The sequence below is a fragment of the Aeromonas oralensis genome (assembly GCF_049665575.1).
Lineage (GTDB): Bacteria > Pseudomonadota > Gammaproteobacteria > Enterobacterales > Aeromonadaceae > Aeromonas > Aeromonas hydrophila.
This window is the reverse complement of sequence record NZ_CP187186.1, coordinates 2,713,586-2,740,028: the sequence shown is the minus strand read 5'-3', so window position 1 is coordinate 2,740,028 and position 26,443 is coordinate 2,713,586. Positions and strand designations below refer to the sequence as shown.

The 26,443-nt window shown below is 63.6% G+C and carries 22 protein-coding genes, 1 tRNA gene and 1 pseudogene; 16 read left to right on the top strand and 8 right to left on the bottom strand.

Going from position 1 to position 26,443, the window contains the following annotated elements:
• Positions 1-105 precede the first annotated feature (105 nt).
• Positions 106-1,050: a TerC family protein gene (locus ACPDZI_RS12740; protein WP_438833243.1), complete on the top strand. Its 945-nt coding sequence runs from the start codon at positions 106-108 to the stop codon at positions 1,048-1,050.
• Positions 1,051-1,106: 56 nt separating this feature from the next.
• On the opposite strand, the gene alr is transcribed toward ACPDZI_RS12740, so the two are convergent.
• The gene (alr, locus tag ACPDZI_RS12735; RefSeq protein WP_146061280.1) at positions 1,107-2,333 is read right to left on the bottom strand and encodes an alanine racemase; all 1,227 of its coding nucleotides are present in this window, start codon (positions 2,331-2,333) and stop codon (positions 1,107-1,109) included.
• Positions 2,334-2,523: 190 nt separating this feature from the next.
• Here alr and ACPDZI_RS12730 point away from each other — a divergent pair, with 190 nt between their 5' ends.
• Entirely contained in the window at positions 2,524-2,979 is a 456-nt protein-coding gene (locus tag ACPDZI_RS12730) for a methyltransferase family protein (RefSeq protein ID WP_438833242.1), read from the top strand.
• Between the two features lie 78 nt (positions 2,980-3,057).
• Here the strand turns inward: ACPDZI_RS12730 and ACPDZI_RS12725 are convergent, their stop codons facing one another.
• From ACPDZI_RS12725 to ACPDZI_RS12710, 4 genes are all read right to left on the bottom strand, one after another.
• Complete coding sequence (locus ACPDZI_RS12725) at positions 3,058-4,317, bottom strand: dicarboxylate/amino acid:cation symporter (RefSeq protein ID WP_438833241.1); 1,260 nt, start codon at positions 4,315-4,317, stop codon at positions 3,058-3,060.
• A 205-nt stretch (positions 4,318-4,522) separates the two neighbouring features.
• Complete coding sequence (locus tag ACPDZI_RS12720; protein ID WP_438834577.1) at positions 4,523-5,008, bottom strand: CC0125/CC1285 family lipoprotein; 486 nt, start codon at positions 5,006-5,008, stop codon at positions 4,523-4,525.
• A gap of 123 nt (positions 5,009-5,131) precedes the next feature.
• Positions 5,132-5,208: transfer RNA gene (locus ACPDZI_RS12715), tRNA-Pro, on the bottom strand.
• Positions 5,209-5,447: 239 nt separating this feature from the next.
• A complete protein-coding gene (locus ACPDZI_RS12710) occupies positions 5,448-6,791 on the bottom strand; it encodes a dihydroorotase (protein WP_438833240.1) in 1,344 nt (447 codons plus the stop codon).
• A 79-nt stretch (positions 6,792-6,870) separates the two neighbouring features.
• On the opposite strand from ACPDZI_RS12710, the gene ACPDZI_RS12705 reads away from it, so the two are divergent.
• On the top strand, positions 6,871-7,755 hold the full coding sequence (locus ACPDZI_RS12705) for a 6-carboxytetrahydropterin synthase (RefSeq protein WP_168967224.1): 885 nt from the start codon (positions 6,871-6,873) through the stop codon (positions 7,753-7,755).
• Between the two features lie 74 nt (positions 7,756-7,829).
• Here the strand turns inward: ACPDZI_RS12705 and ACPDZI_RS12700 are convergent, their stop codons facing one another.
• Positions 7,830-9,830 (bottom strand): methyl-accepting chemotaxis protein, encoded by a 2,001-nt coding sequence (locus ACPDZI_RS12700; protein WP_227656830.1) that lies wholly within the window; start codon positions 9,828-9,830, stop codon positions 7,830-7,832.
• A gap of 262 nt (positions 9,831-10,092) precedes the next feature.
• On the opposite strand from ACPDZI_RS12700, the gene hinT reads away from it, so the two are divergent.
• From hinT to secF, 9 genes are all read left to right on the top strand, one after another.
• Positions 10,093-10,443 (top strand): purine nucleoside phosphoramidase, encoded by a 351-nt coding sequence (gene hinT, locus ACPDZI_RS12695; protein WP_010633658.1) that lies wholly within the window; start codon positions 10,093-10,095, stop codon positions 10,441-10,443.
• Positions 10,443-11,864 (top strand): COG3014 family protein, encoded by a 1,422-nt coding sequence (locus tag ACPDZI_RS12690; RefSeq protein ID WP_438833239.1) that lies wholly within the window; start codon positions 10,443-10,445, stop codon positions 11,862-11,864. Before hinT ends, ACPDZI_RS12690 begins: the two co-directional genes overlap by 1 nt.
• 68 nt (positions 11,865-11,932) lie before the next feature.
• Positions 11,933-12,331, top strand: coding sequence for a YcfL family protein (locus ACPDZI_RS12685; protein ID WP_010633660.1), 399 nt, complete (start codon positions 11,933-11,935; stop codon positions 12,329-12,331).
• Entirely contained in the window at positions 12,331-12,927 is a 597-nt protein-coding gene (gene lpoB / locus ACPDZI_RS12680; protein ID WP_005302153.1) for a penicillin-binding protein activator LpoB, read from the top strand. The genes ACPDZI_RS12685 and lpoB overlap by 1 nt, the downstream gene beginning before the upstream one ends.
• Entirely contained in the window at positions 12,917-13,771 is an 855-nt protein-coding gene (locus ACPDZI_RS12675) for a phosphotransferase (RefSeq protein ID WP_438833238.1), read from the top strand. The genes lpoB and ACPDZI_RS12675 overlap by 11 nt, the downstream gene beginning before the upstream one ends.
• Before the next feature lie 61 nt (positions 13,772-13,832).
• Entirely contained in the window at positions 13,833-14,690 is an 858-nt protein-coding gene (locus tag ACPDZI_RS12670; RefSeq protein WP_043123699.1) for a DUF6279 family lipoprotein, read from the top strand.
• Between the two features lie 66 nt (positions 14,691-14,756).
• Positions 14,757-15,263, top strand: a complete 507-nt coding sequence (locus ACPDZI_RS12665) for a hypothetical protein (protein WP_268031156.1) — start codon at positions 14,757-14,759, stop codon at positions 15,261-15,263.
• Positions 15,264-15,410: 147 nt separating this feature from the next.
• Positions 15,411-17,213 (top strand): protein translocase subunit SecD, encoded by a 1,803-nt coding sequence (gene secD / locus ACPDZI_RS12660; protein WP_438833237.1) that lies wholly within the window; start codon positions 15,411-15,413, stop codon positions 17,211-17,213.
• Positions 17,214-17,325: 112 nt separating this feature from the next.
• Positions 17,326-18,240 (top strand): protein translocase subunit SecF, encoded by a 915-nt coding sequence (secF, locus tag ACPDZI_RS12655; protein WP_024944906.1) that lies wholly within the window; start codon positions 17,326-17,328, stop codon positions 18,238-18,240.
• Between the two features lie 64 nt (positions 18,241-18,304).
• On the opposite strand, the gene ACPDZI_RS12650 is transcribed toward secF, so the two are convergent.
• Positions 18,305-18,907: a DUF924 family protein gene (locus ACPDZI_RS12650; RefSeq protein ID WP_408798798.1), complete on the bottom strand. Its 603-nt coding sequence runs from the start codon at positions 18,905-18,907 to the stop codon at positions 18,305-18,307.
• Between the two features lie 258 nt (positions 18,908-19,165).
• On the opposite strand from ACPDZI_RS12650, the gene ACPDZI_RS12645 reads away from it, so the two are divergent.
• From ACPDZI_RS12645 to ACPDZI_RS12635, 3 genes are all read left to right on the top strand, one after another.
• Positions 19,166-20,083 carry a DUF808 domain-containing protein gene (locus tag ACPDZI_RS12645; RefSeq protein ID WP_268031152.1) on the top strand — a complete coding sequence of 306 codons (918 nt, stop codon included), beginning with the start codon at positions 19,166-19,168 and terminating at the stop codon, positions 20,081-20,083.
• 179 nt (positions 20,084-20,262) lie between these two features.
• Positions 20,263-22,041, top strand: coding sequence for a M3 family oligoendopeptidase (locus ACPDZI_RS12640; protein ID WP_438833236.1), 1,779 nt, complete (start codon positions 20,263-20,265; stop codon positions 22,039-22,041).
• Between the two features lie 93 nt (positions 22,042-22,134).
• Positions 22,135-23,943: a M3 family oligoendopeptidase gene (locus ACPDZI_RS12635; RefSeq protein WP_438833235.1), complete on the top strand. Its 1,809-nt coding sequence runs from the start codon at positions 22,135-22,137 to the stop codon at positions 23,941-23,943.
• A gap of 51 nt (positions 23,944-23,994) precedes the next feature.
• On the opposite strand, the pseudogene ACPDZI_RS12630 reads toward ACPDZI_RS12635, so the two are convergent.
• Positions 23,995-25,365: pseudogene (locus ACPDZI_RS12630) on the bottom strand (nucleobase:cation symporter-2 family protein).
• 509 nt (positions 25,366-25,874) lie between these two features.
• Between ACPDZI_RS12630 and ycfP the strand changes: the two are divergent.
• Positions 25,875-26,414 (top strand): alpha/beta hydrolase YcfP, encoded by a 540-nt coding sequence (ycfP, locus tag ACPDZI_RS12625; protein WP_016351064.1) that lies wholly within the window; start codon positions 25,875-25,877, stop codon positions 26,412-26,414.
• Positions 26,415-26,443: the final 29 nt, after the last annotated feature.

Genomic DNA, 26,443 nt, shown 5'->3' with positions numbered 1-26,443 from the left:
AAATCAGCTGTAAGTGAGACCTTGCCGAGAGGCAAGGTGTATCTGCTCCAAACGCAAACCCACGCCTCTCGGTCGTGGGTTTTGTCGTTTTTGGGAGAAGTGAACATGGGTGAATGGTGGATGTGGGCCGGTTTCTTCAGCATAGTGCTGGTCCTGTTATGGATTGATATCCGCTTTGTCGGCGGCGGCAAGGCGCACAAGGTGTCGCTCAAAGAGGCAGGGATCTGGTCCCTCATCTGGATCAGCGTGGCGCTCTTGTTCAACCTGGCCATCTGGTTCTGGCTGGATCACAGCGCAGGCCGTGAAATTGCCAACCAGAAGGGGCTGGAGTTCCTCACCGGCTACCTCATCGAGAAGGCGCTGGCGGTGGACAACGTCTTCGTCTGGTTGATGCTGTTCGGCTACTTTGCCATTCCGGCCGAGCTGCAGCGCCGGGTGCTGCTGTACGGGGTACTGGGTGCCATCGTGATGCGGGCCGGCATGGTGTTTGCGGGTAGCTGGCTCATCGAGCAGTTCCACTGGATCCTCTACCTGTTCGGCGCCTTCCTGCTGCTGACCGGGGTCAAGATGCTGTGGGCGGCCGACAAGGAGCCTGATCTGGCCAACAACCCGCTGCTGGGCTGGATGCGCCGTCGCTTCAAGGTGACCGAGACGCTGGAGGGGGAGAACTTCTTCGTCTGGCGCGAGGGCGTGCGTTACGCCACGCCGCTGCTGCTCATTCTGGTGCTGGTGGAGGTGAGCGATCTCATCTTCGCGGTGGACAGCATCCCGGCCATCTTCGCGGTGACCACGGATCCCTTCATCGTGTTGACCTCCAACATCTTCGCCATCATGGGTCTGCGTGCCATGTACTTCCTGCTGGCCGGCGTGGCCGAGCGTTTTGCTCTGCTCAAGTACGGCCTGGCGCTGATCCTGATGTTTATCGGGGTCAAGATGCTGCTGCTGGATATCTTCAAGATCCCCACCGGGATTGCGCTCGGCGTGGTTGCGCTGATCCTGCTGGCCTCCATGGGGTTGAGCCTCTGGGTGACCCGCAAGAAAACGGCATAATTGGCAAACAAGCAAAAGGGCTCCCGCGGGAGCCCTTTTTTATGGCAAAGACTGGCTTAGCGCTTGATCTTCTTGGGGTTGGTGTAGCCCCAGATGGTGTACATGTCCGCCAGCAGGGCGCCGTTGTACTCCTCGAGATCAGCCTGTTTCACCTCGGCACTTCCCTGACGGCCAAACAGCACCACCTCGTCACCGGGTCTGACCCCTTTGAGGTCAGTCACGTCCACCATGATGGTGTTCATGGAGGTCTTGCCCACCACCGGCACCTTCTGGCCCTGGATCAGCACATAGGCCTTGTTGCTCAGCGCCCGGCGATAGCCGTCGGAGTAGCCCAGCGGCAGGTTGGCGAGCCAGGAGTCGCGCTTGAGGGTGAAGGTGCGGTCATAACCGACGGTGTTGCCGGCCGGGTAGTGGTTGACGGAGGCAACCTGGGTCTTGAACGCCATTACCCGCTTGTACTCGGTGTAGGAGGGGATGGAGTCACCGTACAGCAGGCCGCCCGGGCGCACCATGTCGAAGTAGGCGTCCGGCACTTCCAGGGTGGCGAAGGAGTTGGCGGCGTGGATGGTGATCTTGCTGCGATCCAGCTTGCCCGCTTCCAGCAGCCACTGGGAGTCCAGCTTGAACTGGGCCAGCCCCATCTTGACGTCCTCTTTCTCCTCCACCGGGAAGTGGGTCATGATGCCGACCGGGGTGATCCCCTTGAGCTTGAGCATGGCCAGCGCGTCTTCCTTGGAGTCAGCCAGACGCAGATCGATGCCGTTGCGGCTCATGCCGGCGGAGTTGAGCGCGATGTGCACCGGGATATTGGTGTGGTGGCGCTGGGCGATGTCGGCGATGCCCTGGGCACTCACCAGGCTGCCGATGAGTTCTTCCATCTTGTAGGGCAGGGCCTGCTCCACTTCGGCCGGGGTGGCGGCACGCACCCGCATTAGGCGGCCGGTGAAGCCCTTCTCGCGGGCCACGCGGGCCTCTTCGTTGCTGGCGATGCCGATGCAGGGGATACCGGCCTTGACCACAGAGGGCACCAGCAGGTCGATGCCGTGGCCGTAGGCGTCGGCCTTCATGATGGCGCAGATCTTCGGCCCTTTGTCACCGAGGCGATCCTTGAGGGTCTGGATGTTGTGCTCGAAGGCGCCGAGATCGACTTCCAGCCAGGCATTGCTGGCGGTCTGCACTTCGCCGTTGCGATGATCGCTGGCCAGCGGCAGGTAAGGGGCCGCGACGGCCTGACCGGCCAGCAGGCCCAGGATCAGGGTGGCCAGCAGTGTCTTCTTGTGCATGGGGTGGTTCCTTTTTTATTGTTTGGGTTGAGGTGCATGACGGCCGCCAGGCGGCCGTTTTCACGCAGGTGGGATAAAGTGTAGCCAAGGCATTGTTATTGTTATGAACTTTGTCAATTTTCCAGGGCGCTATTCCCGTCGGGAAGTGTAACGCAAGGTGCCGATCGTGGCACCTGCCAGGAGTCAATAGATGATGAGTCTTGAGTGTCGGGTGCCACCGCTGCTGCTGTTTGGCCTGATCGTGGTGGCCATGCTGGGATGGGGGGACGCTGCCGAGAGCGGCAGTGGCGCCGGCTGGCGGCTGGCCGCTCTGTTGTTGGCGGTGCTGGGCACTGTGTTTGGCTTGGGGGGCGTGCTGCGCTTTCGCCGCCAGGGCACCACGGTGACACCGCTGTACCCCGAGCAGGCCAGGGCGCTGGTAACGGGCGGGCTCTATCGCCTCAGCCGCAATCCCATGTACTTGGGGCTGCTCTGCTGGACGATGGCGCTGGCCTGTTATCTGGGCGGGCTGCTGGTGTGGCTCGGTCCGCTGCTGCTGTGGGGCTGGCTCAACCGCTGGCAGATAGTGCCAGAAGAGCGAGCGCTGCAGGCCCGCTTTGGCGATGCCTATGCCGACTATTGCCGGCGGGTGAGGCGTTGGTGCTGAGCCTTGCCGTGTCGCCATAAAGAAGCATAAAAAAACGGCCCGCGTCTGCGGGCCGTTTTGATGGCGGTGATGCGGGGATCACGCCTTGGCGGTGTCCACGTCACCCAGAGGTTCGGTTTCACCCAGGCTGTCTTCGCTCTTGGCGACCACGCTGGCGGCGATGGCGTTACCCAGCACGTTGGTGGCGGAGCGACCCATGTCGAGGAAGTGGTCGATGCCGAGCAGCAGCAGGATGCCCGCTTCCGGAATGTGGAACTGGTTGAGGGTGGCGGCAATCACCACCAGAGAGGCGCGCGGTACGCCTGCCATCCCCTTGGAGGTGACCATCAGCAGCAGCAGCATGGTGATCTGCTGGGCCATGGAGAGCTCGATGCCGTAGGCCTGGGCGATGAACATCACCGCGAAGGTGCAGTACATCATGGAGCCATCCAGGTTGAAGGAGTAGCCCATCGGCAGCACGAAGCTGGCGATGCGTTTGTCACAACCGAACTTCTCCAGACGATCCAGGGTTTTCGGGTAGGCAGCTTCGGAGCTGGCGGTGGAGAAGGCCAGCAGGATCGGTTCGCGGATCATTGCCAGCAGGGTCACGATGCGGCGGCGGATAAACAGGCAGCCCATGGCGATCAGCAGCAGCCAGAGGCAACCCAGTGCCAGGTAGAACTGCGCCATGAAGGTGCCATAGGTGGCGAGGATGCCGAGCCCCTCCTTGGCGACCATGGCGGCAATGGCGCCAAACACCGCGAACGGGGCGAAGTTCATCACGTAGCCGGTCACTTTGAGCATGATCTCGGCGGCGCTGGCCATCAGCATCACCACCGGTTTGGCGGCATCACCCAGCGCGGCAGCAGCCAGCCCGAAGAACAGGGAGAACACCACGATCTGCAGGATCTCGTTGGTGGCCATCGCCTCGATCACGCTTTTGGGAATGGCGTGGGTGACGAAATCCTTGAGGGAGATGGCGCTGGCAACCACGCCGGAGCTGGCGGTGTCGTCAGGCAGGGAGAGGGAGAGCCCCACGCCCGGTTGCATCAGGGTGACCATCACCAGACCCAGGGTCAGCGACAGCAGGGAGGCCAGCATGAACCAGCCCAGGGTCTTGGCGCCGATACGGCCCACGGTGCGGGTATCGCCCATCTTGGCGATGCCGACCACCAGGGTGGTGAACACCAGGGGGGCGATGATCATCTTGATCAGACGCAGGAAGATATCGGTCAACAGGGTGATGTCGCTGGCAAAGCCGGCGGCCTGGTCAGGGGCAAACATGCGATAGCCCTGGCCAGTCAGGATACCAACCAGCATCGCGATGAGGATGGCAACCGTCAATTTGTTCATTTTCATGGGGTGGGTCCCAGTTTTGATAAGTGCAGAGCGTTTCAAGCGGCAAGGGTGCCGCTTCAGTCCGTTTTTGTGATCCGAGCCGTAGATTCCTGACAGCCGGTGTGCTGGCAGCATGCCTAATCCGGGGGGGTAAATCCAGCGCCTTGTGGCAGAATTTTATCTTGTCATTAGTTGTATGTGATATATATCTTGCAACTTCGCTATATTAATCGCTGTTTATTTTAATTTTTGCAAGATAATCGGCTTTCATGGTTTGGTCGTTTTTCGCGCTGCGAGTGAGGGTGAAGATGAGCAACGCCGAGATGCGGTGCTCCACGGTGCGCTGCTCCAGAAAGGGATCTGGCTCGTCGTCATCGAACCCGAACAGGGGACGACTTGGCGTCACCCTGACCGCGTCCCGTTGCAGGGTCAACTCATTGACCTCAAGCCACTGATAACCTTCGGCTTGTGCCACTTCGCCCGCCCGTTTCAGCACATACTTGCGAGCGGTTTCCCGGCTCACCAGATCGTTGCCGACAAATTCCAGCTGCCACTTGTCAGGCCCGAGCCGGGTCTGGGAGAAACCGGTCCGGCCGTTCCAGAATGACGGCTGGCTGTGATAAGGGGTGGCACAGCCGAGCAGCAGGAGAGCACAGAGGCCGAGCCACAGCAGACGCTGGCAAAAGGGGCGGGGAGAGGGCATCTCGAACACCGGTTGGCAACACAGGGTATCACTACAGCACAAACCGATCGGTGACACAATGCAGGCTGCGTGGTGGCGCTCCGCGCCAAAAGAAAAGGCCTTGTCATCTGACAAGGCCTTTCTCGGGGAATTTGGTCGGTGTGAGAGGATTCGAACCTCCGACCCTCTACACCCCATGCAGATGCGCTACCTGGCTGCGCTACACACCGACGGAGTCAGCTCGGCTGACGGGGGCTGAGTTTATGGAGATGGACCCTGCCTGTCAACATAGGAAATTCCACTCCGGGATCGTTCGCCTGCTTTGCGAGCAATCTGCGCTTAAAGTGTCGCCAATCGCCGAAAAACCACGCATGGCAGGGCCGTGAGCGACTGCAAAAAAACAGGCCGCCCGGGTGGGCGGCCTGTGATGGTGCTGTGTGCTGTGGTGACGGAGCACATACAAGAGGGATCAGCGGGTGAAGGTGAGCCGCTTGCCCAGCACCTCGTTGGTGACCTGACCGTTTTGCCAGGCGATGTGGCCGTTCACCAGGGTCATCTCCACCGTGCTGTGGAAACGGTAGCCGTTGAAGGGCGACCAGCCGCACAGATAGAGCAGGTTGCTGTCGTTGACCACGTAGGGCTTGCCCAGATCCAGCAGCACCAGGTCGGCGAAGTAGCCCTCGCGGATGTAGCCGCGATCCTGCACCTGGAAGCGTTCGGCCACCGCGTGGGAGGTCTTCTTGACGATGGTTTCCAGCGAGAATACCCCGTTGTGGTAGAGCTCCAGCAGGGCCAGCAGGGAGTGCTGCACCAGCGGCACGCCGGACGGCGCCTTGAAGTAGCTGTTCTGCTTCTCTTCCCAGGTGTGGGGGGCGTGGTCGGTGGCGATGATGTCGAGCACGTCATTGCGCACCGCATCCAGCAGGGCGTGCTGGTCGGCGGCGCTCTTCACCGCCGGATTGCACTTGATCTGGCTGCCTAGGGTGTCGTAGTCCGCCTCGTTGAAGAACAGATGGTGAACGCACACCTCGGCGGTGATGTTCTTGTCCTTGAGATCCTCCAGATCCGGGGTGGCGGTGAAGAGCGACAGCTCTTTGGCGGTGGTCAGGTGCAGTACGTGCAGCTTGGCGCCGTACTGCTTGGCCAGGGAGACCGCCAGGCTGGAGGATTTGTAGCAGGCATCGGCGCTGCGGATGCGGCCGTGCTCGCGCATCGGCACATCCTCGCCCCACTTGGCGCGGGCTTCGTCTTCCAGCACCTTGATGGTGGGGGTGTCCTCGCAGTGGGTGACGATCATCACCGGGCTCTCGCGGAAGATGGCGGCCAGGGTCTCCTGATTGTCCACCAGCATGTTGCCGGTGGAGGCACCCATGAAGATCTTGATGCCGCAGGACTGTTTGGGATCGAGCTTCTTGATCTCTTCCAGGTTGTCGTTGGTGGCGCCGAGGTAGAAGCTGTAGTTGGCGGCGGAGGAGTTGGCGGCTATCTGGTATTTGGCTTCGAGGGCATCGAGGGTGGTGGTCTGGGGATTGACGTTGGGCATTTCCATGAAGCTGGTGGTGCCACCGGCCACGGCGGCCCGGGATTCACTGGCGATGGTCCCCTTGTGGGTCAGCCCTGGCTCCCGGAAGTGGACCTGATCATCGATCATTCCGGGGATGAGGTGACGGCCCGCGGCATCGATCACCACTGCATCGGGGGCCTGGATATCCGGGGCGATGCGGGCGATCCGTTCCCCCTCGATCAGCACGTCGGAGGCATAGATGCGGCCTTCGTTGACCAGGGTGGCATTCTTGATAAGCAATTTGTTCATGGGGGGTTCCAGTTCCTTTGCCGATAATCGCGGGTCATAATAGCGCAAACCGCCCTTTCTCTGTAGCAAGGCCTGACTGATGAAGTTATTTGTAAAAGATTTGACCGTGATCGACTCCAGCTACCTGTGCGAACGCCGTGGTATGGTGGGGGAGAGCTGGCTGGTGGACATCGAAATGAGCGGCGAGCTCAACGAGATGAGCATGTTGCTGGACTTCGGCCGGGTCAAGAAACTGATCAAGTCGATCATCGACGACGAGGTGGATCACAAGCTGCTGGTGCCGACCGAGTGCCCCCTGGTGCAGGTGGCCCAGCTGGACGGTGACGAGAGCACCGTTGATCTGCTGCGGCCGGGTCGCTCCATTCACCTGCGTTGCCCGAGCCAGGGCTTTGCCTTCATTCCGGCCCCTCAGGTGGACAAGGAGTCCGTTACCCGCTATCTGCTGGCGGTGTTGGCCAAGCGGCTGCCGGGCAACATCAAGGATCTGTCGCTGACCCTGCGCCAGGAGGCCATCGACGGCGCCTTCTATCACTACAGCCACGGTCTCAAGAAGCACGACGGCAACTGCCAGCGCATCGCCCACGGCCACCGCTCTCCCATCGAGATCCACGTGGACGGCGAGCGCGACCAGGAGCTTGAGCTCAACTGGGCCGAGCGCTGGGCCGACATCTATCTGGGGACCGACGAGGATCGGGTGGCCCTCGGCGATCTCGCGTTGAGCGAGCAGGCCAAGGCCATCCTGCAAGAGGCTGGCGAGCACTACGTCGGCTTCAAGTATGTGGCACCGCAAGGGCTGTTCCAGCTGGCCATGCCGGCGGTGGAGGTGGAGATGATCGACACCGACACCACCATAGAGCTGCTGGCCCACTACATTGCCCGCGAGGTGAAGAAGAGCGTGGGCGACAAGTTCATCAAGATTGTCGCCTATGAAGGGGTGGGCAAGGGCGCCATCGCCTACGCCTGACCCGCGCCGCTTGCCGGCACAAAACAAGGCCCCGCAGATGCGGGGCCTTGTCGTTGCTGGGGCTGGCGTGGGCGTCAGGCGCTGAGCCTAAAGCGCTTGACCAGGCTCTCCTGCTGCTCGGCCAGCGAGTCGAGCTGCTGGCTGGTTTCGGCCACCCGCTCTATGCCCTGATAGTTGAGATCCGAGATGTCGGAGATGCGGTTGAGGTTGGTGGCGATGTCGGCGCTGGTGGCCTGCTGCTGCTCGGCGGCGGAGGCGATCTGGCTCGACATGTCGCTGATGAGCACCACTATGCCCTGCACCTCCTCCATGGCGTTGTTGGCGTGGGAGCTCTGATCCATGCAGCTGTCCATCTCGCGCGAGCACTCCTGCATCACGGTCACCGCCTTGGCGACCCCCTGCTGCAGGTTCTCGATCATGGTCTGGATTTCGCTGGTGGACTGGGCGGTGCGCCCGGCCAGGCTGCGCACCTCGTCGGCCACCACCGCAAACCCGCGTCCCTGCTCGCCGGCCCGCGCCGCTTCGATGGCGGCATTGAGGGCCAGCAGGTTGGTCTGCTCGGCGATGCCGCGAATGACGTCGAGGATGTTGCCGATCTGGCCGCTCATGGCACTCACGTCGCCAATCACCTTGCCGGTCTGCTGCAGCTTGCCCGCCAGCTGGTGGGTGGTGGTGATGTTGCCGGCCATCACCTTGCGGCCGGTCTCGGAGGCTTTCTCCACGTCCATCACCCGCTCTAGGGTCTGGTTGGCGGCCTGGGCCACCTCGCGCACCGAGGCCTCCATCTGGGTCATGGCGGCGGCGACCGAGGCGGTCTCCTGGCGCTGTTTCTCCAGATCCGCCCGCACCGATTCGGTGGTGTGGCGGTTGTCGTGGGCGGCGTTGTTGAGCTGGGCCGACGCTTGGGAGAGCTGGCTCAACACCTCGCCCATCTGCTCGATCAGCAGATTGACCTGGCTGCCGAGCCGGCCGAACTCGTTGTTGCTGCGAAAACCGATGCGCTGGGTCATGTCGCCCTGGGTCACTTCGGTCAGCACCCGCAGCAGCTCCTTGAGCGGACGACGAATGGCCTTGCCGAGGGTGTAGGCCACCAGGATGGCGATGGTGATGGCGATGACCAGCGCCACCCCCTGGGTGAGGGTGCTCTGGGTCTGCACCTTGCCGGAGGCGCGGATGCTGTTGTTCATCAGCTGCTGGCTCTGGGCGGTGATCTGCTCGAGCTTGCTCTGGATGTTGACGATGAGCTTGCTGGCCTGCTTGCTCTGCTCGCGCATCCGCTCCTGCTGCTGCATCAGCGCCAGGTACTGGGCCAGCACGCCGTCGCTGGCAGTGGTGTCGCGCACGAAGCCGTGCACGTAGTGGCCCATGTTGTTGTCAAAATCCTTGAGCTCCCCCTGCAGATCCTTGATGGTGCTGTTGAAGCCCTCGATCTGCATCTTGTTGCGCTTGAGTGCCGCCTCGATGGGGGCGGGGATGCTCTGGTTGAGGGCATCCATGGTGGAGAGTTCAATGGCGGAGAGCTTGGTGGTCAGGGTCTCGGAGAGCATCTTGATGAAGCTGTCGTCGATGGTGATCATCATGTCCCCCAGGTTCTTCTTGAACTGGGGCAGGCTGACCTGGAACTGGCCCTTGGCCTGGTTCACCTTGTAGAGCCGGGTGAGCAGGGCCTGGTGTTCGGTGGGCAGGGTGTCGGTCAGCTGCAGGTAGTCCTTGACCAGCTGGTTGAGCGCGCCGAGCTCCCCCTGCAGCTCCGGGTGTTCCGCCGCCTGCCGGGCGAGGGTGGCGAGGGTCTGGTCGACCAGCGCCTTGGCCTGCTGCAGCTCGGCCACTTCGGCCGGGATCTGCTTGAGATCCTGCTCGGTCAGCACGTCGGTGAGCCACTTGTTGGCGCTGAGCAGGCTAATCTGGGTCTGGCTGCTGGCGATCACCAGCGGCATGGTCTGCCGGGTGACCTGATCCAGCGCCTGATTGAGCTCGCTCTGGCTGCGGAAGGTGAGTACCGAGGTGGCCGCCATCACGGCCACCAGGATGGCAAAGCCAAGATAGACCCTCTGCAAGATGGAGAGGTCTGACATTGTTTGTTTCATTATTGTCCCGCTGTATATGCAAAAGTCCCTTGCCTGAATACCCCGTCCATTTGATACCCTGCTACCACTGTGGGCGAGCAACGTCGGCAGACGTCTTCCGGCTATCGGTATTTTTAACAATAACTGAAGAGAATGGGACAACGGCTGTGTCAAATGTCGGCTTGTGTCACACTTGCCGGGCCTTGATGACGGGCGTTGGAACCGCTTGAGACAGGCATTGAATTTTCTTTTTCATATAAAGGAGTTATCCATGGCGCAAGAAACCATTTTCAGCAAAATCATCCGCAAAGAGATCCCCGCCGACATCCTTTATCAAGACGACCTGGTGACCGCCTTTCGCGACATCCAGCCCAAGGCCAAGACCCATATCCTGATCATCCCCAACGTGCTGATCCCCACCGTCAACGACGTGGAGCCGGATCATGAGCTGGCGCTGGGCCGGATGTTCACCGTGGCCCGCAAGCTGGCCAGCGAGGCGGGCATTGCGGAGGATGGCTATCGCCTCATCATGAACTGCAACCGCCACGGCGGGCAGGAGGTCTACCACATCCACCTGCATCTGGTCGGCGGCCAGCCGCTGGGACCCCTGCTCAGCCTGTGATGCCGCGCCTTCCACTGGCCGGCCTGCTGCTGGCCGGTTCCCTGCTGGGGGGCTGTGCCTCCCACTGGCAAGACATGTTCGTCTCCTATTCCGATCAGATGGTGCCGCTGCGCAACCAGCTGTTGCTGGGTCATGCCGCCGAGGCGCTGCCCGAGGTGCGCGACTCCACGCCGGGGGACGATACCTATGTGCTGGACCGGCTCGAGCAGGGCCGCATCGCCTGGCTGGCGAGTCAGGATGCCGCCAGCAAGCAGGCCTTTGCCGCCGCCGACAGCCGGCTGGCGTGGGAAGACAATCAGGCCGAGTACCGGATCAGCCAGGGGCTGGCCCAAGCGGGCAGCCTGCTTACCAATGACCAGACCATGGCCTATCGGGCGCCCGATTACGAGCGCTCCATGTTGCACCACTATCTGGCTCTCAACTACCTGCAGCGCGGGGATGCCGAGGGCGCCCTGGTGGAGGTGCGCCGCGCCAACCAGGTGCAGGAGCAGGCCCTCAAACGGCGGGCCGACGAGGTGCGCAAGGCAAAGCAAAAGAGCGAAGAGGCCGAGGCAGAAGGGGAGATGCGCCAGCTGATGTCGCGCGGCGCCCCCGAGCTTGACCGGCTGATCGGGCGGGTCAAGAACGGTTTTCAGAACGCCTACACCTTCTATTTCTCCGGCGTGCTCTATGAGGCGGCCGGCGAGCTCAACGATGCCTGGGTCGACTATCAGCGTGGCTACCAGATAGCGCCGGACAACCGCAGCCTGCAGGATGCCTTGCTGCGCCTTGCTGTGCTTCGGGGCGCCGCGGACGAGATCCGCGAAACCGAGAAAAAGGTGGGCCGCAAGGCGCCGCCCTTGGCCAAGGATCAGGGCCAACTGGTGGTACTGTTTGAAGATGGCCTGATCCCGGCACGGCGCGAGCTGTTCCTGCCGCTGCCCATCGCCACCTCCGGCGGCGATTTTCGCACCTTTACCGTCGCCATCCCCTATTACGATAATCGGGCCAGCGACACCGGGCCGCTCACGGTATCGGTGGGCAAGCGCGTCGAGCAGACCAGCGAGCTGGTCAGGCTGGAGGCGCTGGCGGCCAAAGATCTGCAGGAGCGGCTGCCCGGCATGCTGACCCGCCAGGCGCTGCGGCTGGTGGCCAAGGAGCAGGTGCGGCGCACCGCGGCCAAGGAGGGGGGCGATGTGGGCAACATTCTGGTCGGTATCTTCAATACCCTCTCGGAGCGGGCTGACACCCGCAGCTGGTTGACGCTGCCGGCCCAGGCAGCGAGCTGGCAGGGGATGCTGCCTGCGGGCGAGGTGAACCTCACCCTGGGCACGGGGGCAGCACAGCGGCAATTGCCGCTCACCATCCACCAGGGACGCACCACCCTGGTGTGGGTGCAGCGCCTCGGCGCCGGGTTGACGACGCGGGTGATGCCGCTGTGACGGCGAACGATGGCAATACACATGAGTGACCGGTCGGGCCCCTCGGGGTCGCCGGCAAGGAGAGCAAGATGAAAGCACATGGGTTGGCTCTGGGCCTGGTTCTGCTGCTGGCAGGCTGCGCCACCAATACCTCCGGCGTGGCGCTCTATGGGGCGGCGGGCGCCGCGCCAGTGGCGGAGCAGCATCAAAACGTCAATGTCACCCTGACCGAGCTCAGCCGGCGCGAACAGAACGGCCTGCTGCAGGTCAATGTAGCGGCGGCCAGCACCCAGCGCGGCGACAACAAGCTGCAATACCTGTTCTATTGGTATGATGAGGCGGGGCAGGAGGTGGCCAGTGATGGCCGCGGCTGGACGCCGCTCAAGCTGCACGGCTATCAGACCCGCACCCTGTCTGCCCTGGCGCCGAGCCCGGCCGCCCGGGGCTACCGGATTTACGTACGCGAAGTGATTGAGGAATCCTACTGATGAAAATGAATCATGCCCTGCTGATCCTGACCGGCGCCCTGTTGCTGGGCGGCTGCTCCAGCACCACCGTCAGCTATGGCGATCCGACCGAAACCGAGACGGTGACTGTCGATTATGGTTCCAGCGATCTGCAGGCCATCGCCGACAAGATGGCGGATTCCATGCTGGCATCGCCGGCCACCAGCGAGATCACCGCCGGCGGCCGTCCGGTGATGTTCATGGACTCCATCCGCAACAAGACCTCCGAGCACATCGACACCGAGGCCATCACCGACACCATCCGCACCAAGCTGCTGCGCGCCGGCAAGTTCCGCTTCGTCGACATGAGCAAGGTGGCGGCGGTCAAGCAGCAGCTCGAATACCAGCAGAGCAGCGGCATGGTGGATCCTGCCTCCATGGTGCGCCTGGGCAAGCAGACCGGCGCCCGCTACATGGTCTATGGCAACCTCGCCAGCATCGTCAAGGACAACGGCAAGGTGAAGGATGTCTACTACCAGATGACCATGAACCTGATGGATCTGCAAAATGGCGAGCTGCTGTGGGCCGACCAGAAAGAGATCCGCAAGCAGGCCAAGAAGTCCACCTTTGGCTGGTAAGTCGAGCGAGGGCTCTCTGGAGGCCGCCGAACGCGCCCTGCTGGCCCGCCTGCCGCCGCCCTGGCGCTCGGGCCGGCTGGCGCCATTGGCCAGCGGCCTGACCAACTGCAACTATCGACTGCGCCTCCCCTCGGGGCGCAGTCACTTTTTGCGCCAGGGCCACCCCGATCCGGTGCGCCTTGGCATCGACCGGGCCACCGAATGGCAGCTCTATCAGGGGGCCGTGGGGCAGGGGCTGGCCTTGCCCTGCCATCACAGCGATCCTGCCACCGGCCTGATGCTGCTGGACTGGTGCGACGAGCCGAACTGGCTGGCGGCGCCGCCCCCGGCTGCGTTGCAGCCAGCGCTGTTGGCCGGGGTGCTGACGCGGCTGCACCGGTTGCCGGTGCCGAGCGTGGTGATGGCGGTGCGGGCCCACAGCGCCGGCTATCGTGCCCGGCTGGCCCAGGTGCCTGCCTGGCTGCCTGCGCTGGAGCGGGGGCTGCTGGTCAGCCGCGAGCCCGCCGATTGCTGGCTCCCTTGCCATCATGATCTCAATCCGGCTAATTTGTTGGGGAGCCGGCCCTGGGTCATCGACTGGGAGTATGGCGCCGCCGGGCATCCCGGTTTCGAGGTGGCCAGCATCCAGCGCACCCACGGTTGGCAGGATACCCAGCGCGAGGCGCTGGAGCAGGCATATTGCGAGCGGGCAGGGGGGCCGGTCGGACCACGCGGCTTTCAGAGCCGGGCCTTTTTGCCCTGGGTCGATTACATAGGGTTGCTGTGGGCGCTGCTGATGGCCGAGCAGCAGCCGGGGCCCGACTACCAGGCGCTGATCGATCTCAACCGGCAGCGACTGGAGTAGGCATCAGGCATTATGAATCATCCGTTGCGTCAACCCTGTTTCATCAACATTGGAGCCTTGCATGGTGACCACCTTTTCCTGGCGCAAGCCCAGTAGCTGGAGTCTGCTGCTGCTCTGTCTGCTGCTGGCCGGCTGCTCCACCCGGGTCGTCTATTACTGGCTCGACGTGGCCATCGTCTGGCAGCTGGACGACTACTTCTCGCTGGATCGCAGCCAGAAGCGGCTGCTGGACAACGAAGTGAAGGGGCTGATGGCCTGGCACCGCCAGCGAGAGGTGCCCCGTTATGCCGACGATCTCGATGCGCTGGCCAAGGCGGTGGCGAGCCCCATGACCCCGGCTCAGGTCTCCCGCCATCTGGATGCGGCCCAGCAGAGCCTGACCCGCACCCTGGAGAACACGGTGCCGCGGGCGGTGCGGCTGGCACGCACCCTGACCGAGGCGCAGGTGGCCATGTTCATGAAGGACCGGCTCACCCGCCAGGCGGAACGGGAAAAGGAGTTTGCCGACAAGCCCAGAGAGGAGATGCTCAAGGAGTTTCGCGACAAGATGAACGAGCGGCTGGTGTTCTGGATTGGCGAGGTGAAACCGGCCCAAGCCCCGCTGGTGGCCCAGTGGGCCCAGTGGCAGTACGAGCTGCAGGCCCCCTGGCTTGAGTTCCAGACCGCCTGGACCAAGGAGCTGGACCGGCTGATGAAGCAGCGCCAGAGCCAGGACTTCGGCGCCCAGCTCACCGCCCTGCTGCAACAGGGGGACGGCCTGATGGATGGGCGCTTCACCGGCTACACCGATCAGTCGCGCCAGCGCACCGTCAACTGGCTGAGCGATCTCAGCCAGTCGCTGGACATCTCCCAGCGAGCCCACCTCTACAGCCTGCTCAAGGGCTATGCCCGCGATTTCAGGCAGATGTCGGAGGGATAATGGCGCCAAGAGGGCCGCAGGGCAGGGGCCGGCCGGCCCCCATGCCCTTGTTCTGGCGGGGCCCCTGTGGTAGTTTGCCCTTTCTATTATGCGGGAATTAACTTTTTGAGCCTGACCGACAAAGTGAAACTGGCGCTGATGACCCTGCTCATCACCCTCGCTCTGTTGTTCTCTACCCTCTCGGTGGAGGGGGTCAAGCTGCCCGCCGCCCAGCAGTCGACCCAGCAGGTACAGCTGATGGGGGATACAGTGGCGCCGACCGATGGCGGTCAGGTGATCCACAGTGCCAGCGACAGCGACGACGGGGTCGTCAAGTTCGTCAGCTCCCACCAGAATCACCTGCTGCGGCTCGAACACTCCCTGCGCAGCGATCATCAGCCCGGCAACGTGGTATACCAGCTGATCATGAGCTGGTCCCAGCAGGCGATCCTGCTGCTGCTGTGTGGCCTGCTGTTCTATGCCGCCCTCTTCTATCGCAAACACAGTTTCCGCAATCGGTTTGCCACCATCCATCGGCACCGGTTGCAACGCCAGCACCTGCAATACCGTTTCTGTCAGAGTTACCTCGCCTGATCCCGATGGGGTCCGGTCCTTTCGCACCACCTCATCGCCTCCTGATGCCTGCTCACCGCGCGTGAACGGGCCACTGTCTCATTCGTATTTTCTTGCGTGCCGCCTGCGTGGCGAGTGCGCAGCCTTCTCCTGACAGAGGCTGATTTCATGAGAAAAAAGAGTCGTATCACCTTGAACCGCATGAACATGTGGCAGTACGCCCTGCTGCTGCTCATGCTGTTCACCTTTGCGTTTTACTCCCTGCCCACTTTCTTCGGTGAGCAGCCCTCCCTCGGTCTGCACGGCCAGACCAGCCTGACCGAGGCACAGCGTACCCTGCTGGCCGACAACCGCATCGAGCCACTCAAGCAGGTGCAACAGGGCGAGCGGGTCGAGCTGGTGTTTGCCAGCCAGGCCGAACAGCAGCGCGCCAAGCAGCTGCTGGAGCAGCAGGGCTATGACAGCTCGGCGCTGACCCTGGAGTTCTACTCCAACGCGCCGGGCTGGATCAGCCAGCTCGGCGCCGCCCCCATCAAGCTCGGGCTGGATCTGCGCGGCGGCTCCCAGCTGCTGATCGGGGTCGATCTGAGCTTCGTGGTCGACAACCAGACCAAGAACCTGGTGGACATGTTGCGCACCCAGTTTCGCGAGGCGCGCCTGCGCGGCGCCAACGTGGCCCGGGTGAGCGAAGGGGAGGTGAGGGTGATTTTGCCTGAGGTGACCGATCAGACGCCCTGGCTCACCATCATCAAGGATTCCGCCGGCACCCGCCAGGATCAGTGGACCCTCAAGCGCAGCGGCAACGAGTTGCGGCTGGTGATGAGCGAGGCCGAGCGTACCCTGCTGGCCAACAACGCGGTGACCCAGAACCTGTCGATCCTGAAAAAGCGGATCAACGAGCTCGGCATCGTCGAGGCCTCGGTACAGCGTCAGGGTCAGGACGGCATCCGCATCGAGCTGCCTGGGGTGCACAATCCCAAGCAGGCGAAAGAGGTGATCGGGGCCACTGCCTCGCTGGCCTTCTACGAGGCCCAGGCCGACAGCCGCTTCTTCATGGCGGATCGCAACGGCCAGGCGGTCGGGCTGGCCCGCAAGCCGGTGCTGACCGGCGAGCACATCGTCGATGCCCGCGCCAACATGGGCGAGATGGGGCAACCCCAGGTCAACATCGTGCTCGACAGCCTGGGCGGCAGCAAGATGAACCAGTTCAGCCGCCAGAACGTGGGCAAGCCGATGGCCACCGTCTTTACCGAGTACAAGACCAATGCCGAAGGCAAGCTGCGGGCCAGGAGCGAGGTGATCAACGTCGCCACCATCCAGACCGCCCTTGGCAATCAGTTCCGCATCACCGGGATCGGCAGCCTGCCGGAAGCTCAGGAGCTGGCCATGCTGCTGCGCGCCGGCGCCCTCACGGCGCCGCTGAAGATCCTGGAGGAGCGCTCAATCGGCCCGACCCTGGGTCTGCAGAACATCGAGGCGGGCTTCACCGCGCTGGCGTTCGGCATGGCCGGCATGATGCTGTTCATGATGGCCTGGTATCGCAAGTTCGGCTGGGTCGCCATCACCGCGCTCATCGCCAACCTGCTGATGCAGGTGGGCATGCTGGCGGTGCTGCCGGGCGCGGTGCTGACCCTGCCGGGGATCGCCGGTCTGGTGCTCACCGTCGGCATGGCGGTGGATACCCACGTGCTGATCTTTGAGCGGATCAAGGACCGGCTGCGGGAAGGGGGCTCGTTGGCCAACGCCATCGATTTTGGTTACCGCTCGGCGTTTCGCACCATCTTCGATGCCAACATCACCACCCTGATCTGCGCCGTGGTGCTCTATGCCATCGGTTCCGGGCCGCTGCAGGGCTTCTCCATCACCCTGATCCTGGGCCTCATCTCCAGCATGGTGACCGGCATCTGGGGCACGCGCGCCATCATCAACCCCCTGTGGGGCAAGAGCAGCGCCAAGCTGCTGAGGGTGTGACCATGACTGTCCACCACCTGTGTCATCGCGCCGCGCGTTCGAGCCTGCTCCGCGCCCGCGTCACGCGCTTCCCTGCGGGAAGCCCGAGCCATCTGCTGTCGAGGGAACAACAATGCTGAGAATGATCATTGCCATGGGGCTGACCCGCTGGCGTTACATTGGCCTGTGGGCCTCCGTGCTGCTGACCGTGGCGAGCATCGCGGTGCTTGCCATCAACGGCCTCTCCCTCGGTCTCGACTTCACCGGCGGCATCCTGCTGGAATTTCGCATCCAGACCCTGAAGGAGGCCCACGAGCTCAACGCCCTGTTGACGGCCCCCCTGGCGGGTGTGGTCGAGCTGCACGGCGCCGGCGTGCCCGGCGAGTGGCTGATCAAGCTGCCCCCCCACGAGCTGCCCTGGGCGGCCGAGGAACTGGCGGTGATGCTGGGTCAGCAGCTCAACCTGCCGGTGGAGTTGCTGCGCACCACCATCGTCGGCCCCCAGGTGGGCGCCGAGTTGTTCCAGCAGGGGATGCTGGCGGTGCTGGTGGCCTCGCTTGCCATCTCCGCCTACCTGGCGGTGCGTTTCGAGTGGCGCCAAGCCATCGGCATCCTGGTGTCGGTGCTGCACGACGGTCTGGTGGCGCTGGGGCTGCTGGCGCTGTTCAACATCGAGTTCGACCTCAACGTCATCGCCGGTCTGATGGCGGTGATCGGCTACTCCCTCAACGACAGCATCGTCATCTCCGACCGCTTGCGGGACTTGCTCAGCTCGCGCACCCAGATGGGGATCCACGACTGCTCCGACGTGGCCATCAAGGCCACCTTCAGCCGCACCATGATCACCTCGGGCACCACCTTGTTCACGGTGGGGGCTCTGCTGTTGTTCGGTGGCGACGCCCTCTACGGTTTCTCCTTCACTCTGTTCGCCGGCATCCTGGTGGGCACCATCTCCTCCATCACGGTGGCCTCCACCGTGCAGGAGCTGCTGGGGCTCTCGCCGCAGGCTTACCAGAAAAAAGAAGAGGAGCTGGCGGAGGCGGCGTGACCTCGCCATTCCCATGCAAAACGGGCCCTCGGGCCCGTTTTTTTATGCGCATCTGAAATGAGGCTCAAAAACCCGAGCCCGGTTGCAGTAAGAAGACGGCCTCCTCGGCCGTGTCCTGGCGGCCCAGGATGGCGTTGCGGTGGGGGAAGCGGCCAAAACGCTCGACGATCACCTGATGGCGGCGGGCAAAGTCGGCAAAGCCGGCGAAGGTCTCCCGCGCCGGGCCGTCTGCCTGCTCGGCCGCCAGTCCCTCGAACAGTGCCACGCTTCTGGCCTGCTGCTCGCGGGATTCGGCATGCTCCAGCGGCAGGTAGAAAAAGACCCGCCCCAGCGGTGGCAGCGCCAGATCTGCCTCCAGAGAGAGCCCCTTGAGGCAGAGATCCCGCGCCTTGGCATCCTGGGCAAAGGCGGCGGGAGTGCCACGATGGATGTTGCGCGGCAGCTGGTCCAGCAGCAGGATCAGGGCCAGCCGGCCCTCGGCCGCGTCGGCCCAGTGGGCGAGCTCGCCGGCGGCGGCTGCGGCGGCCAGGTCACCGAAGCGGCTGGCGAGCAGGGCGTCGGTGTCGCTGTTTTTGCCCCACCAGAGGGGCGCTTGGCGTTTGGCGCGGGTGACGTCGTCGGTCTCTTCACCAAACCAGAATGTGATCAGCGGTTGCCAGGGTTGCATGGAATACTCCTTGGGCCTGCGGGCACCGGATGAAACAAGGCCAAATGACCCTGATGTGGTTGCTGCCGAACGGGCGGCTTCTCGTTACACTGTGCCATCTTTTCCCGAAATAGGGATCCCCCTTCGGCCGGAACCGGTTGGTCGGTCCTGTCGGATGACATGGCCAATGTACTCGATGGTGTGGCGCTGATGATGTGGCCAACAAGGGCGCGGTGTGCTGCGGGAAGCTCTCTTCTACTGACATAAGGATTCTCTGATATGGCCGGAACCAGTTTGTTGGCCCTGCTCGACGATATTGCCAGCGTGCTCGACGACGTGGCGTTGATGACCAAGATGGCGGCGAAGAAGACCGCCGGGGTGCTGGGGGACGATCTGGCCCTCAATGCCGAGCAGGTTTCCGGGGTGCGTGCCGAGCGGGAGCTGCCGGTGGTGTGGGCGGTGGCCAAGGGGTCGTTTCGCAACAAGCTTATCCTGGTGCCTGCCGCCATCGCCATCAGTGCGCTGGTGCCCTGGCTCATCACCCCGCTCTTGATGCTGGGGGGCGCCTACCTCTGCTTCGAGGGGGCCGAGAAGCTGGCCCACAAGTTTCTGCCCCATGAGGCGAGCGAGGGTGAAGTGCACACTGCACCCATTCCCGATGATCTGGTGGCGTTTGAGCAGCAGAAGATAAAGGGGGCCATTCGCACCGACTTTATTCTGTCGGCCGAGATCATCGTCATCGCCCTTGGCACGGTACAGGGGGCGAGCCTGGCGCTGCAACTGTCGGTGGTGGCGGGCATCGCCCTGCTGATGACGGTGGGGGTCTACGGCCTGGTGGGGCTCATCGTCAAGCTCGACGACATCGGCCTGCACCTGCTGCAAAAGTCCAATGGCAGTGCCTTGCGCCGGGCGGTGGGGCAGGGGCTGCTGGTGACGGCGCCGCGACTGATGCACCTGCTGGCACTGGTCGGCACCATCGCCATGTTCATGGTGGGGGGCGGCATCCTGGTGCACGGCTGGCCTTTCGTGCATCACCTGATTGAAGGGGCGGCCGCCGCCGTGGCTACCTTGCCTGCGGTCGGCGCAGCCCTCGCGCTGGTGACGCCGACCCTGCTCAACGCCGTGGCCGGTGTGGTGGCCGGGTTGGTGCTGGTGCTGGCCATGACCCTGGTGAGCAAGCTCAAACCCGCCAAATAGTACCGGCGGGCTGACCATCGCGGGCATATCCCTGCGATGGGAGCATTCCGTCAGATACTGTCTCGTTTGTTGCCTCGGATGGGGGCTAGGCAAGGGTCTGCCCCCTTCGTACTATCCGGCTGACACCCGCTCACAGAGGCGGGGTCAGCCCACATGGACGCAAACAGACAAGGAAGCTCATGAAACCACCCGTTTGGCTGGATGATCACATCTATGCCGCCCCCGACTGCCCGGCGATCGACGCCGATTTCCAGCTTGCCCGCGAGGCCCTTAACCGCCTGCAACCCCTGCTGGATGAACTCACCAAGACCAACGACATCAATGCCTTGCGCCATCTGCTTCGGGCCATCCGGGCCTGCTGGCGCGAGGTGCGCCAGCTGGAGTGGAACTGCCAGACCTACGGCTACAACCGGCTCAGCCGGGATGGACGCGACGAGGCGGCCCGGGTGCTGCTCTCTCGTGGCCAGCAGTTGCAGGCGGGCCTGGCCCAGCTTTGCAAGACGGTGACCCTGTTCTGGGTGCGCGCTCCCGAGGAGCAGGTGCGCGCCCTGCTGCAGGATCCCGAGCTGTTCGAGCTCGCCTACGCCATTCGCCACGACCGGCGCCAGCAGGATCAGTGGCTCTCTCTGGAGAGCGAGCAGCTGATCGCGGGGCTGAGCGTGGACGGCCTGCAGGGGTGGGGGGATCTCTACGGCAACCTGGTCGGAAGGCTCAGGCCGGTGGTGGAGGGGCAGCCCATGGGGCTGGCCCAGGCGGACAACCTGCTGGCCCACCCGCAGCGGGCGCGGCGCGCCGCCGCCTGGCACGCCATCCAGGCTGCCTGGGGGGCTGAGCAGGAGACGGTGGCCGCCATCCTCAACGCTATCAACGGCTGGCGCAACGAGCTGGCTCGCCAGCGTGGCAGGGAACGCAGGTGGGATGCGCTCGACGTTTCCTGCCATCAGGGGCACCTGGAGCGGGTCACTCTGGAGACCCTGATGACGGCGGCCGGCGAGCACAAGGAGCTGGGGCGACGGGCCCTGCGCGCCATGGCCTGTGCCCAGCAGATTAGTGATTTCGCCCCCTGGGATCTCTATGCCCCGGCGCCGGCTGTGGCGAGCGGCCTTATCAGCTTCGAGCAGGCGCTGACCCTGGTGGCCGACGCCTTCGCCGGCTTTGACCCCGAGATGGGGGCCTTTGCCCGCATGATGGCTGCCAATGGCTGGATTGACGCTGCCCCGAGTGAACACAGGCGCAGCGGTGCCTACAGCACCGAGTATGCCGATCCGCCCGAGCCGCGGGTGTTTCTCACCTTCGAGGGGACCCTGGACAACGTCATCACGCTCGCTCATGAGTTGGGACACGCCTGGCACAGCTGGCTGCTGCGGGAGTTGCCGCTGGAGCAGCGTGACTACCCCAAGACGCTGGCGGAGACTGCCTCCCTGTTTGCTGAGGCGCTGGTGCGCGATGCCCTGCTGGCGGCCACCGACAACATGGAGCAGCGCCGGGCCATCGCCTGGCTGGACGGGGAGCGCGCCGCCAGCCTGCTGCTCGACGTGCCGGCCCGCTTTACCTTCGAGCGGGCCCTGGTGGCGGCGCGGGAGGAGGGCTATGTGGGGGCCGGTCAACTGCGGCAGATGATGAAATCGGCGCAACAGCAGTGGTATGGTGACACCCTGAGTCAATATGACGAGCTGTTCTGGGCCAGCAAGGGCCACTTCTCCATCGCCGAGCTCGGGTTCTACAACTACCCCTATCTGTTTGGCTACCTGTTCAGCCTGGGACTCTATGCCCAGCAGGCGCGGGCGGGGCGCGAGTTCGTTCACGCCTATCGAGAGCTGCTGCGCGACACCGGCCGCATGAGCGCAGAAGAGCTGGTGGAGAAGCACCTGGGGGTCGACATCCGTGCGCCCGCCTTCTGGCAGGAGAGCCTTGATTATGTGGAAGAGGCGGTCGCCCGCCTTGAGCGGCTGGTGTAGGCCGCACGGCGGTTTTTATCCTGGTGGCGGGCCCTGTGGCTCGCCACGCGCATTCAACGGGGCTCGGCCCCGCAACCTGATGACGAGCATTTGATGCAGCAACGAATCTACCCACAACAGTGGCAAAACCAGCATATCTATCCCGCCCTCGACTGCTCGCAGGTGGCCGCCGATCTCGCCCTGGCGCGCGCCAGTGTGGACGAGCTTGGCCTGTTCCTCGAGGGGCTTGGTGCCGTGCGGACCAATGCGCAGGCGCTGCAGGATTTTCTGCGCGAGGTGCGGCTGCGGGCCCAGCGCATTCGCAACATCGGCTGGAACCTGGCCGTGCTGGCTGCCTGTCGGGGCAGTCAGGATGCCCGCGACGAGCTGGCCAAGCAGCTGGCCTCCCGCGCCCGCGCCCTCAATGCCGATCTGTTCAAGACCCTGGCCCCGGTCGAGGATCTGATGCTGGCGCTGCCGGAGCCCGAATTCGAGCAGCTGATGGCCGACTCCCTGCTGGGGGAGGAGGCGTACCGGCTGCGTCATGAGCGCCGCTTGCAGGATCAGCGCCTGCCGGTGGAGGCGGAGCAGTTGGTGATCGGTCTTGGCACCGACGGCCTGCACGCCTGGGGCAACCTCTACAACGATCTGGTGGGCAAGATCCGGCTGGTGATCGATGGCCGCGAGATGGGGCTGGCCGAGGCGAGCAACCTGCTCTCCAGCCCGCTGCGTGCCCTGCGCCGGGAGGCGTTCGATGCCATCAGCGCCGGCTGGGAGGGGGAGCAGGAGACGGTGGCCGCCATCCTCAACGCCATCAATGGCTGGCGGCTTGAGCTTTCGCGCCAGCGCGGTCGCAGCCGCCAGCTCGATGCGCTCGATCTCTCCTGCCATCAGAGCCACATCGAGCGGGCGACCCTGGATACCCTGATGCAGGAGACCTGGCGCGCACGCGGGCTCGGTCAGCGGGCGCTGGGGCTGATGGCCGAGCGCCTCGGCATCGAAGAGCTGGGGCCGGAGGATTTGTTTGCCCCGCCGCCGGCCGCGGTGAGCCGCGAGATCCCGTTCGAGGAGGCCATCGAGATCATCGCCGAGGCGTTCTCTCGTTTTGATCCCGAGATGGGCGAGTTTGCCCGCATGATGGCCGAAAAGGGGTGGATCGATGCCGCGCCCACCCCCAACCGGCGCACTGGGGCCTACTGCACCAAGTTTGCCGAGCCGGTGGAGCCGCGGGTCTTCATCACCTATGCCGGCACCATGGACAACGTCATTACCCTGGCGCACGAGCTTGGCCACGCCTGGCACAACTGGCTCATTCGAGATCTGCCCATGAGCCAGCGCAGCTACCCCATGACGCTGGCCGAAACCGCCTCCATCTTCGCCGAGACTCTGGTGCGCAGCGCCCTGTTCGAGCAGGCGCAGACCCCCGAAGAGCAACAGGCCATCGCCTGGGCGGAAGCCGACGGCGCCGCCACCTTCCTGGTCAATATCCCGGCCCGCTTCGATTTCGAGCGCGCACTGGTGGCGGAGCGGGCGGCGGGCTATGTTTCGCCGGCGCGGCTCAAGGCGCTGACCGACGAGGCTTGGGGCCGCTGGTACGAGCAGAGTCTGTGCCGCTATCACCCTCTGTTCTGGGCGGCCAAGGCGCACTTCTCCATCGCGGGCTTGGGTTTTTACAACTACCCCTACCTGTTCGGCTATCTGTTCAGCCTCGGCGTCTATCAGCAACTGATGCATCGTCAGAAGGCGGGAGAACAGAATGTGGCCCAGGCCTACCGCGACCTGCTGCGCGATACCGGCCGCATGAGCGCCGAAGATCTGGTGGCCAAGCACCTGGGCCAGGACATCCGCCAGAGCGCCTTCTGGCAGGGGAGCTTGGCGCTGGTAGCAGCGGCGGTGGAGCGTTTCGCCCAGACCCGCGGCTAACACAGGCTTGTTGAATGAAACCGCCGGGCAGCCATGCTGCACGGCGGTTTTTTATGGGGCGGGTTTGCCTGGCTGCGGCTGAGCGGGCGGGCGCACCGGCCCCACCAGCAGGGGCCTCGGCTGATGGCGCAGGTCCGGCTGGTAGCCGTTGAAAAAGAGGTTGAGCAGCACCGAGCTGAGGGTGGCCAAGAGGATGCCGCTGTGAAACAGCGGTTGCAGGGCGGCGGGGAAGTGCTGGAAGAAGTGGCCGGAGACGGTGGGGATCATGCCTATCCCTAAGCTGATGGCGACGATGTAGAGGTTGTGGCGATTGCTGTTGTAGTCGGCCCTGGCCAGGATGCGGATGCCGGTAGCCAGCACCATGCCGAACATCACGATACCGGCGCCTCCCAGCACGAAGGGGGAATGGAGGCGACCAGCACCGACATCTTGGGTACCAGGCCGAAGGCGAGCAGGATCCCCCCGACATGACGCAGACCCAGCGGCTCGACACCCCGGTCACGCTCACCAGGCCGATGTTCTGGGAGAAGGAGGTGTGGGGGAAGCTGTTGAAGATGCCGCCGATGATGGTGCCGATGCCGTCCACCCGCAGGCCGCGTACTATGTCGCCCCGGCTGGCCGGGTGGCCGACGATGTCGCCGAGTGCCAGAAACATCCCCATCGACTCGATGAAGGTGATCAGCATGATGACGGTGAGGGTGGCGATGGAGATGGGATCGAAGGTGGGCCAGCCGAAGGCGAACGGCACTATGGGGGCGAACCAGGCCGCTTCGCCGAGCCCGTCCAGGCTCACTTCTCCCATGGCGATGGCTACCCCGAAGCCGAACAGGATGCCGAGCAGCACCGAGATGTTGCTGAAAAAGCCCTTGGTGAAGCGGGTCACCAGCAGGATAAAGGCCAGTACCAGAAAGCTGGTGCCGATGTAGCGCAGGCTGCCGTACTCGGGGTTGCCCTTGCCCCCCGCCATCCAGTCGATGCCCACCTGCATGATGCTGATGCCGATGGAGGTGATGACCACCCCGGTCACCACGGTGGGGAAAAGCGGCATCAAGCGGCCGATGAGGGGCACCAGCAGGGTGGAGAGGATGCCGGCGGCGATGGTGGCGCCGAAGATGCCGGTGAGCCCCAGCGCCGGGTTGGCGCCGATGGCCAGCATGGGCATGACGGCGGCGAAGGTGACCGACATGATGACCGGCAGGCGGATCCCGGCGAAGCGGCCGATGCCAAGGCACTGCAGCAGGGTGACGATGCCGCAGCAGAAGAGATCCGAACTGATGAGATAGGAGATTTGATCCTTGGGCAGCCCCAGGCTGCCGCCGATGACCAGCGGTACCGCCACGGCGCCGGCATACATCACCAGCACATGCTGCAGGCCGAGGGTAAAGAGCTGGCCGGGGGGAGCAGGCGCTCCACTTCGTCGATGGCGCGGCCCTTGGCCGCCCCGGGGGCTGGGTCTGGTTCATGAACAGATCACTCCTTGCGACCCGGCGGCGAGAGCCGGGCAAGATGGGGCAGGCTGGCTGCCCCGTTCATGGATGGGGTCCGGGTCGCTCTGGATCCGGCCGCGCAGGCGAGGTTGCCTTCGCACGGTATCGCAGGGTGAGTGCAGGAACCGTGCTCAGCCGGCAGGCATGGGTGTCTGTTGGCCCTGTTTGTGCGCTTTTTTGCAGGCGGGATCACGCTTGCACGCGCCGACGACTGACAATCGTTTTCCAGTCGATGGGGCCGGGCTTTCAGATTGGTAGCCCGGTTATCATTTCGGTCGGTCGGGCTCTCAGATTGATAGCCGGCAGTGGACGGCGGCGCGCCGTCTGGTTTCATCCGTAACCGAGGGCGTGATCCAAAGCAAGAAAGTAGGATGTTTTGGTGGCGCAGGGCCCCGCCGCTGGGGTAGTTTCGATAAAACCGACACAGATCCTGAGGTCTTATCCATGATCATCTATCTGCATGGCTTCGATGCCACCAGCCCGGGCAATCACGAGAAAGTGCTGCAGTTGCAGTTTATTGATGATGATGTGCGTTTCGTGCACTACAGCACGGTTCACCCCCGTCATGACATGAGCCACCTGCTCAAGGAAGTGAAGAAGCAGCTCGACATGAGCACCGATCCCAAGCCCCTCATCTGCGGGGTGGGGCTGGGTGGGTACTGGAGCGAGCGCATCGGCTTCCTGTGCGGCATCAAGCAGGTGATCTTCAACCCCAACCTGCACCCCGAAATCACCATGCAGGGCAAGATCGACCGACCGGAAGAGTACGAGGATATTGGCACCAAATGTGTGTCTGAATTTCGTAGTAAAAATTCAGGAAATTGCCTCTGCATCCTTTCCGTTCAGGATGAAGTGCGCGATAATGGCGAAACTGAGCGTGAATTGAAGAATTATTACAACATCGTGTGGGATGAGCGAGAGACGCACAAGTTCAAGAACATCTCTCATCACCTGCAACAGATGAAGGCTTTCAAAGAAGCCTGATTGATCGTCACGTCATGGATTCAACTATC